Raw genomic sequence first — 6,833 nt, forward strand, 5'->3', positions numbered from 1 at the left:
TTGCACCTTGAGTAGAATTGAACTTGCCAATGGACATAACGCGTGATAGGATGATTTTAGTTTCTATTACATTAATTTATTATAATTCTTTCTGGCCGTTCCGCATAAGGGCTGATCTAGCATTTTATGACTAATATTAGCAAAAGTTCAGTAAACTATCCTATTTTCCAAGCTTTTTATACCTCGATTTTAAGTCGACTATTTTAGAGCTGAACAAAACCTAATCATTTCGTCATCTTTATTTGCGAACGACGGCTAGATAACAATACTATGCCGTACTTTTTATACATTATTATTGCCGCCGTGGCCTTTCTTGGCGGTTGGTGGTTGCGTAAACAACAAGCTTTAGGTAAGGCGAACAGCGCCGAACTAAAAGCTGAGAAGTTGATTGCTGACACTAAAACTAAAGAGAGACAAATTATCATTGAAGCCCAAGACAAGGCTTTAAAATTAGTTGATCAAGCTAAAAAAGATGCTGATGCTCAAAGACGAGATGTTAGCGAAACTCAAAAAAGATTAGAACAAAGAGAAAACACTTTCTCACAAAAACTACTTGAGCTACAAGACAAGCAGCAAGTTTTGTATGACAAGATTTCTCAAATTGAAGAAACTAAAGAAAGAGTTAAAAAGATCAGAGATGAACAGATGGGAGTTTTGGAAAAAATCTCTGGCTTAAATCGCGAAGACGCTATTAATAAACTTTTAGAAAGAGTTGAAGCTGAGAGTACTGAAGCTTTAAGTTCTCGTCTAAAAAAGTTAGAAAATGAAACCGAAGAAGCAATTGAAGAAAAAACTAGAGAAATTGTTTCTAGTGCTATGCAAAGATTGTCTTCTGGTTTTATTGCTGAATTGACTACTACTACCTTAGAAATTCCCAACGATGAAATGAAGGGTAGAATTATTGGCCGTGAAGGAAGAAACATTAAATCACTTGAACAATTAACTGGTGTTGAAATTATTGTTGATGACACACCTAACGCCATTACTATTTCTGGCTTCTCTGGCATTAGACGCCATATTGCCAAGCGCGCTCTAGAACAATTAATTAAAGATGGCCGCATTCATCCAACTAAGATCGAGGAAGCAGTTGAACAAGCCAAGAAAGAATTGGCCCTTGATATTAAGAAGGCCGGTGAAGGCGCTTTGTATGAATTGGCTATTACAGGTTTTGATCCAAAGTTGATTCAAATTATTGGTCGCTTAAAATATCGTACCAGTTACGGCCAAAACGCTTTGAAGCATGCTGTAGAAGTTGCTCACTTGTCAGGTCTTTTAGCTGAACAATTAGGCGCCAATGTTAGTATCGCTAAGAAAGGTGGTCTATTACACGATATTGGTAAAGCCGTTGACCATGAAGTTAAAGGAACTCACCCAGAAATTGGTGCGCAAATTGCCCGTAAATTTGGTTTGAGTGACGAAATTATTGCTCCAATTGAAAAACATCATGAAGATAATCCAGGTGACATTATTTCCGTTATCGTTAAAGTAGCCGATGCTATTTCCTCTTCTCGTCCCGGCGCTCGTCACGACAGCTTTGAACAATACGTTCAGCGCTTGGAAGAACTTGAAAAAATTGCTACTTCATTTGAAGGTGTTGAAAAGGTTTACGCCATTCAAGCTGGCCGTGAAATTCGAGTTTTTGTTGATGCTAATCAAATCAGTGATAGTAAAAGTCATGACCTAGCACGAGATATTGCTAAAAAAATTGAAGCTGAACTTAAATACCCAGGTGAAATTAAAGTTAACCTCTTACGCGAAACTCGTGTAATTGAATACGCGAGATAGAATTTTATAATTTTTAATTTTGTAATTTTATAATTAATATTAGAATTATTAATTTCTAAACTAAAAATTTAGACATTAAAAATTAACTAAAAATTAAAAACTACAAAATTATAAAATTAATAACCTCAACATGGCAGAAAAACCACTTAGTATATTATTCATCGGTGATATTGTCGGTCGCCTAGGACGCCAGGCAGTTGTTGATGTTTTACCAAAACTAATAAAACAGCATAAACCAGATTTAATTATCGCTAATGGAGAAAACCTAGCTCATGGCAAAGGTATAACTCCGACTGTGGCTAAACAAATGTTTGAGGCAGGCATTGATTGGTTAACAACCGGCGATCACTGTTTTGATCAAGCCTCATCAGTTGAAGAATGTTTTGAGAGCAATCTAAAAATAATTCGTCCTGAAAATTACTCAGCTGACGCCAAAGGTAAGGGCCATGCTCTAATAAAAGTGCGAGATCATAATGTTTTATTAATCAATTTACTAGGTCGATCTTTTATGACCAGACATTTTGATTGCCCTTTTCGCGCTGCTGAAAAAATATTGGCTAGCTTTACGGATAAAAAAATTTCTGCTATAATAATTGATATTCATGCTGAAACAACGGCTGAGAAAATTGCTTTAAGGCATTTTCTAGACGGTAAGATCAGCGCTCTACTCGGCACACATACTCATGTTCCAACAGCTGATTCTCAAATAACTCAGCGCGGAACTGGCTATATCACTGACATTGGAATGACCGGCTATGCCGATGGTGTTATTGGCGTTTTACCTGAAGCTGTTATTGAATCTTTCCTAACGCAAACTAAAATTAGTCACCAAATGCCCGACTCTGGTCGAGCCCAATCTAACATTGTTAAGTTATTAATTAATCCTCAAGATAAAAAGTGTTTAGAAATTGAATTAATTCAAAAAATAATTACTATTTCTTCTTAGTCCTACATATGTCTTTTCTGAGTCGTTGGTTTGCAAAAAAACCAACCCCTAAAAACCTCGATCAGACGCTAGTCCTTCATCTATCAAAATCAAGAATTCCTGGACCGCGTCAAATTAAATATCTTGGCAGATTCCTTTCTCCTCTAGAAAGATTTTTGGTATACGTTTCTTTAGTTCTAGCTATTGGTGCCTTAGGTTTCATAGCCACTGTTTTTTATAAAAATAATATTGTTCTAGTTCCGGGCGAAGGTGGTAGTTATACCGAGGGTTTAGTTGGCAATCCGCAATATATTAATCCTTTGTATGCTTCATTAAATGATGCTGATGCTGATTTAGAAAAATTAATTTTTTCAAGACTATTCACTAAAGATAATCAAGGCCGCGCCGTGCCAGATTTAGTCGATAGTTATACCTTATCACCTGATAAAAAAACTTATACTCTAAAATTAAAACCAGCCAATTTTAATGATGGTAGTCCTGTAACAGCTGATGACGTAGTTTTTACTTTTAACACAATCACTAACCCTGATTATAAATCACCTTTACGAGATAATTTTAGCGGCGTAGCAGTAGCTAAGGTTGATGACCAGACAATATCTTTTTCATTAAGTGAGGCCTATCGTGATTTTCCTCGTCTACTTGATTTTGGAGTAATGGCTTCTGCTTCCTGGGATTCAGTGTCATCTGACACAGCGACTTTAACAGAGTTAAATATTAAACCAATTGGTTCAGGTCCTTATAAATTTAAATCATTAAGCAAGAGCAAAGACGGAACAATCCGCTCTTATGTTGTTGAAAAAAACGCGTACTACTATGGAAATAAGGCTCATCTTGATGAAATTACTTTTAAGTTCTTCCCTTCTAATGAAGAAATGATTGCTGCCCTGAACAATGGACAGCTTAATGGTCTTAGCTATATTACTTCAAGCACCAGAGATTTAATCATTGCTAAAAATTCATTAAACTACCACCAGATAGCTTTACCAGAACTAAGCGCCGTGTTCTTTAACCTAAATAGCAAAGGAGTGATAAGTGATAAAAAAATTAGACAGGCTTTATCTGCGGCGATTGACCAAAGGTCAATAACCAAAGATAGTGTCGGTCTTTTCGGCATAGCTTCAGAAACCTTGTTGCCATCTTTTAGTCCTGGCAATGACACTCTATTTCGCTTTGACCTAGAGAAAGCAAAAAAACTTTTGGCAGACGCTGGTTGGCAGAAAAGAACTATCACTGACCAAGACATCCAAACCGCTAAAGCCGATCCTAAGGCCAGTGAAATTGTTCGCGTAGGCGCAGGTGAATGGTTATTCAAAGATAATAAACCTTTGATTATTAGCTTGAGTAGTTCTGATGTCTTAAAACCAGTTGCTGAAGAAATTATTAAAAACTGGAATAGCCTTAACATTAAAACTGAACTATCAACCAAACCTATTAATAGTTTTGAAAAAGATGTTATCAATAGCAAACAATTTGAAGTAGCATTATATTCCATGACAATTGATAATGGTGATCCTTATTCTCTATGGCAAAAAGGTAGTTCAACTAACATTAGTAGCTGGCAAAATTCTAATGTTGATAAAGCTCTAGAAGAAGCTCGCCTAGGCGATGATAAAATTGCTACTGATCGCTATCACCTTTTCCTTGTACAAGCCGCTGAAGATGTACCTGCCTCACCGATTTTCTGGAGAGCTTACGTTTATCCTCAAACAAAAAAGTTAAAAGGCTTTGCTCTTGAGAGCCTGGCCGATCCTTCTGAACGCTTTGAACAAGCTAACAGTTGGTACATCAATACCAACCGACAGCTGAAACGCTAAATAGCAAGCGCCGAAGTGGCGAAATTGGTAGACGCGCAGCGTTCAGAGCGCTGTGGAGGCAACTCCATGAGGGTTCAAGTCCCTCCTTCGGCACAAAGACAATTTCAAATTCAAAATTTAAAATCTCAAAATAATACCTTAATTTTTAATGTTTTAAAATTTAACCATTAAAAATTGTTTTGGAATTTATCATTTAAAATTTAAAATTCTATCTAAAAAAATTTAATTAATCTATCTAATAAAAAATTAGAGTCCAGCTTTTGCTGGAAAGACAAATAACATATGATAACCAAGTACAAAAATATAAAACAACAAAAATTTATTCACCCCAACGCCAGACCCGCAGCTGCGCCTACTTCAAAACCAGCCAATAAAAGACCGCAACATCATCATGGTCCAAGAGTAAGGCCTAATACACCAGCCGTAGCACATCACGGCGACCTTAAAGGTAAGCTAAGAATTATTCCTTTAGGCGGTTGCGAAGAAGTTGGTCGCAACATGACCGTTTTTGAATATAACAATGACATTATTATTCTTGATATGGGAATTCAATTTCCAGAAGAAGATATGTTGGGTATAGACTATATAATTCCTAATGCTGACTACTTAAAAGGTAAGGAAAAAAATATCCGTGGTGTTATTTTTTCACATGGTCACTTAGATCACATTGGTGCGGCGCCGATCTTGTTAGAAAAATTAGGTAACCCACCAATCATTGGTCGCAACTTAACTTTAGCCATGGTTAAACATCGCGTTGAAGATTACAAACCAAATAGCTCAAAAAAACTAAAAACTATTTTGATTAAGAATATTGATGAGAAGCTTTCATTAGGCGCTTTTAAGGTTAGCTTCTTCCAAATTGAACACTCAATTATGGATGCTGTCGGAGTTGCAATAACAACACCTTTTGGTACAGTTTTGCACCCTGGTGATTGGACAATGGAAAGAGATAAGACAGGTAAGCCAGTGGTTGATTATTCTCAACTTGCAAAATTCCCTCGTCCCACGATTTTAATGTTAGAAAGTCTTGGTGTTATTTCAAATAAGCCAAGTCCAACCGGTGATGAGTTAAAAGCTAAATTAACAAGTTTAATTTCCGGCGCTCCAAGCCGAGTTATTATCGGTACCTTTTCTTCGCAAATTGAACGTGTCGGTTGGATTATTGCAATTGCTGAAAAGCTTGGCAAAAAAGTTGCCCTTGATGGCTACAGCATGAAAACCAATATTGAAATTGCTAAAGAGTTAGGCTACATAAAATGCAAAAAGGAGACATTAATTAAAGTTGAACAGATTAATAACTTTGCTGAAAATAAAATCGTTGTTATTTGTCCTGGTGCTCAAGGTGAAGAAAATTCTGCATTAACCAGAATCACCGAAGGCAATCATCGCTACATCAAAATTAAAAAGAACGATACAATTATTTTCTCCTCTTCGATTATTCCGGGCAATGAACGAAGCATCCAGCGTCTAAAAGATAATCTTTATCGTCAGTGTGACAATGTTATTCATGGCACTATGATGGATATTCACATTTCCGGTCATGGAACCAAAGATGATATAGCTTACTTGCTAAAAATAACTAGACCAGATTACTACATTCCGGTTTACGCTAACCACTACATGTTAAAAGAAGCTGAAAAGCTAGCCCAAAGCATTGGCTTTAATGCTAAAAGAATTTTCGTGCCTGATAATGGTTCAGTAATTGAATTTGATAAACAAGGTGGTAAAATCACCAAAGAAAAAGCACAGTCCAGTTACGTTTTCGTTGACGGTATGGGCGTGACAGATTCTTCAAACAATGTTGTTTTACGTGATCGTAAAATGATGTCTGAGGATGGCATGGTGGTTGTTATTGCTACAATTGATTCAAAAACTGGCGATGTAATTGGTAGCCCTGATATTATTTCTCGTGGCTTTGTTTACATGAAAGAAAATCAAGAATTAATTCAAAAAATCAGACAGAAGATTAAGGCAATTGTTAAAGGGCGACCGATGCCGCAACCTGGCGTTACCGAAGATGATTATTTCAAAAATAAAATCCGCGCTGATGTTGGTCAATTTCTCTTACAGCAAACTAAGCGTCGACCATTATTACTACCAGTAATAATTCGAGTCTAAACAAAAAACCGCTCCAATGAAATGGGGCGGTTTTTATTATCCAAAAACCGCCCGCGGTAGCGGGCGTGTGCGTTTGATGGCGTAGCCCATGGGGCTATAATTAAAGTAGCTAAACTAGTAAGGAGGTGAAATATATTACAAATGCACGTTTATACAAACTCGACCATTGC

Annotated in this window: 4 protein-coding genes and 1 tRNA gene; all 5 read left to right on the forward strand. The window is 36.7% G+C overall.

Annotation, left to right across the window (positions count from 1 at the left end):
* The first annotated feature begins 270 nt into the window (after positions 1–270).
* The 5 genes from rny to NTY12_01010 all read left to right on the forward strand — a co-directional run bounded on the left by rny (position 271) and on the right by NTY12_01010 (position 6,663).
* On the forward strand, positions 271–1,785 hold the full coding sequence (gene rny / locus NTY12_00990) for a ribonuclease Y (protein MCX6792580.1): 1,515 nt from the start codon (positions 271–273) through the stop codon (positions 1,783–1,785).
* A gap of 130 nt (positions 1,786–1,915) precedes the next feature.
* Positions 1,916–2,731 carry a TIGR00282 family metallophosphoesterase gene (locus tag NTY12_00995; protein MCX6792581.1) on the forward strand — a complete coding sequence of 272 codons (816 nt, stop codon included), beginning with the start codon at positions 1,916–1,918 and terminating at the stop codon, positions 2,729–2,731.
* 8 nt (positions 2,732–2,739) lie between these two features.
* Positions 2,740–4,545, forward strand: a complete 1,806-nt coding sequence (locus tag NTY12_01000) for an ABC transporter substrate-binding protein (protein MCX6792582.1) — start codon at positions 2,740–2,742, stop codon at positions 4,543–4,545.
* Positions 4,546–4,554: 9 nt separating this feature from the next.
* Positions 4,555–4,638, forward strand: a tRNA-Leu gene (locus tag NTY12_01005).
* Between the two features lie 189 nt (positions 4,639–4,827).
* Positions 4,828–6,663 carry a ribonuclease J gene (locus tag NTY12_01010; GenBank protein ID MCX6792583.1) on the forward strand — a complete coding sequence of 612 codons (1,836 nt, stop codon included), beginning with the start codon at positions 4,828–4,830 and terminating at the stop codon, positions 6,661–6,663.
* Positions 6,664–6,833 lie beyond the last annotated feature (170 nt).

Source organism: Candidatus Falkowbacteria bacterium (assembly GCA_026396835.1).
In the GTDB taxonomy this organism is placed as follows: domain Bacteria; phylum Patescibacteriota; class Patescibacteriia; order Patescibacteriales; family Patescibacteriaceae; genus Patescibacterium.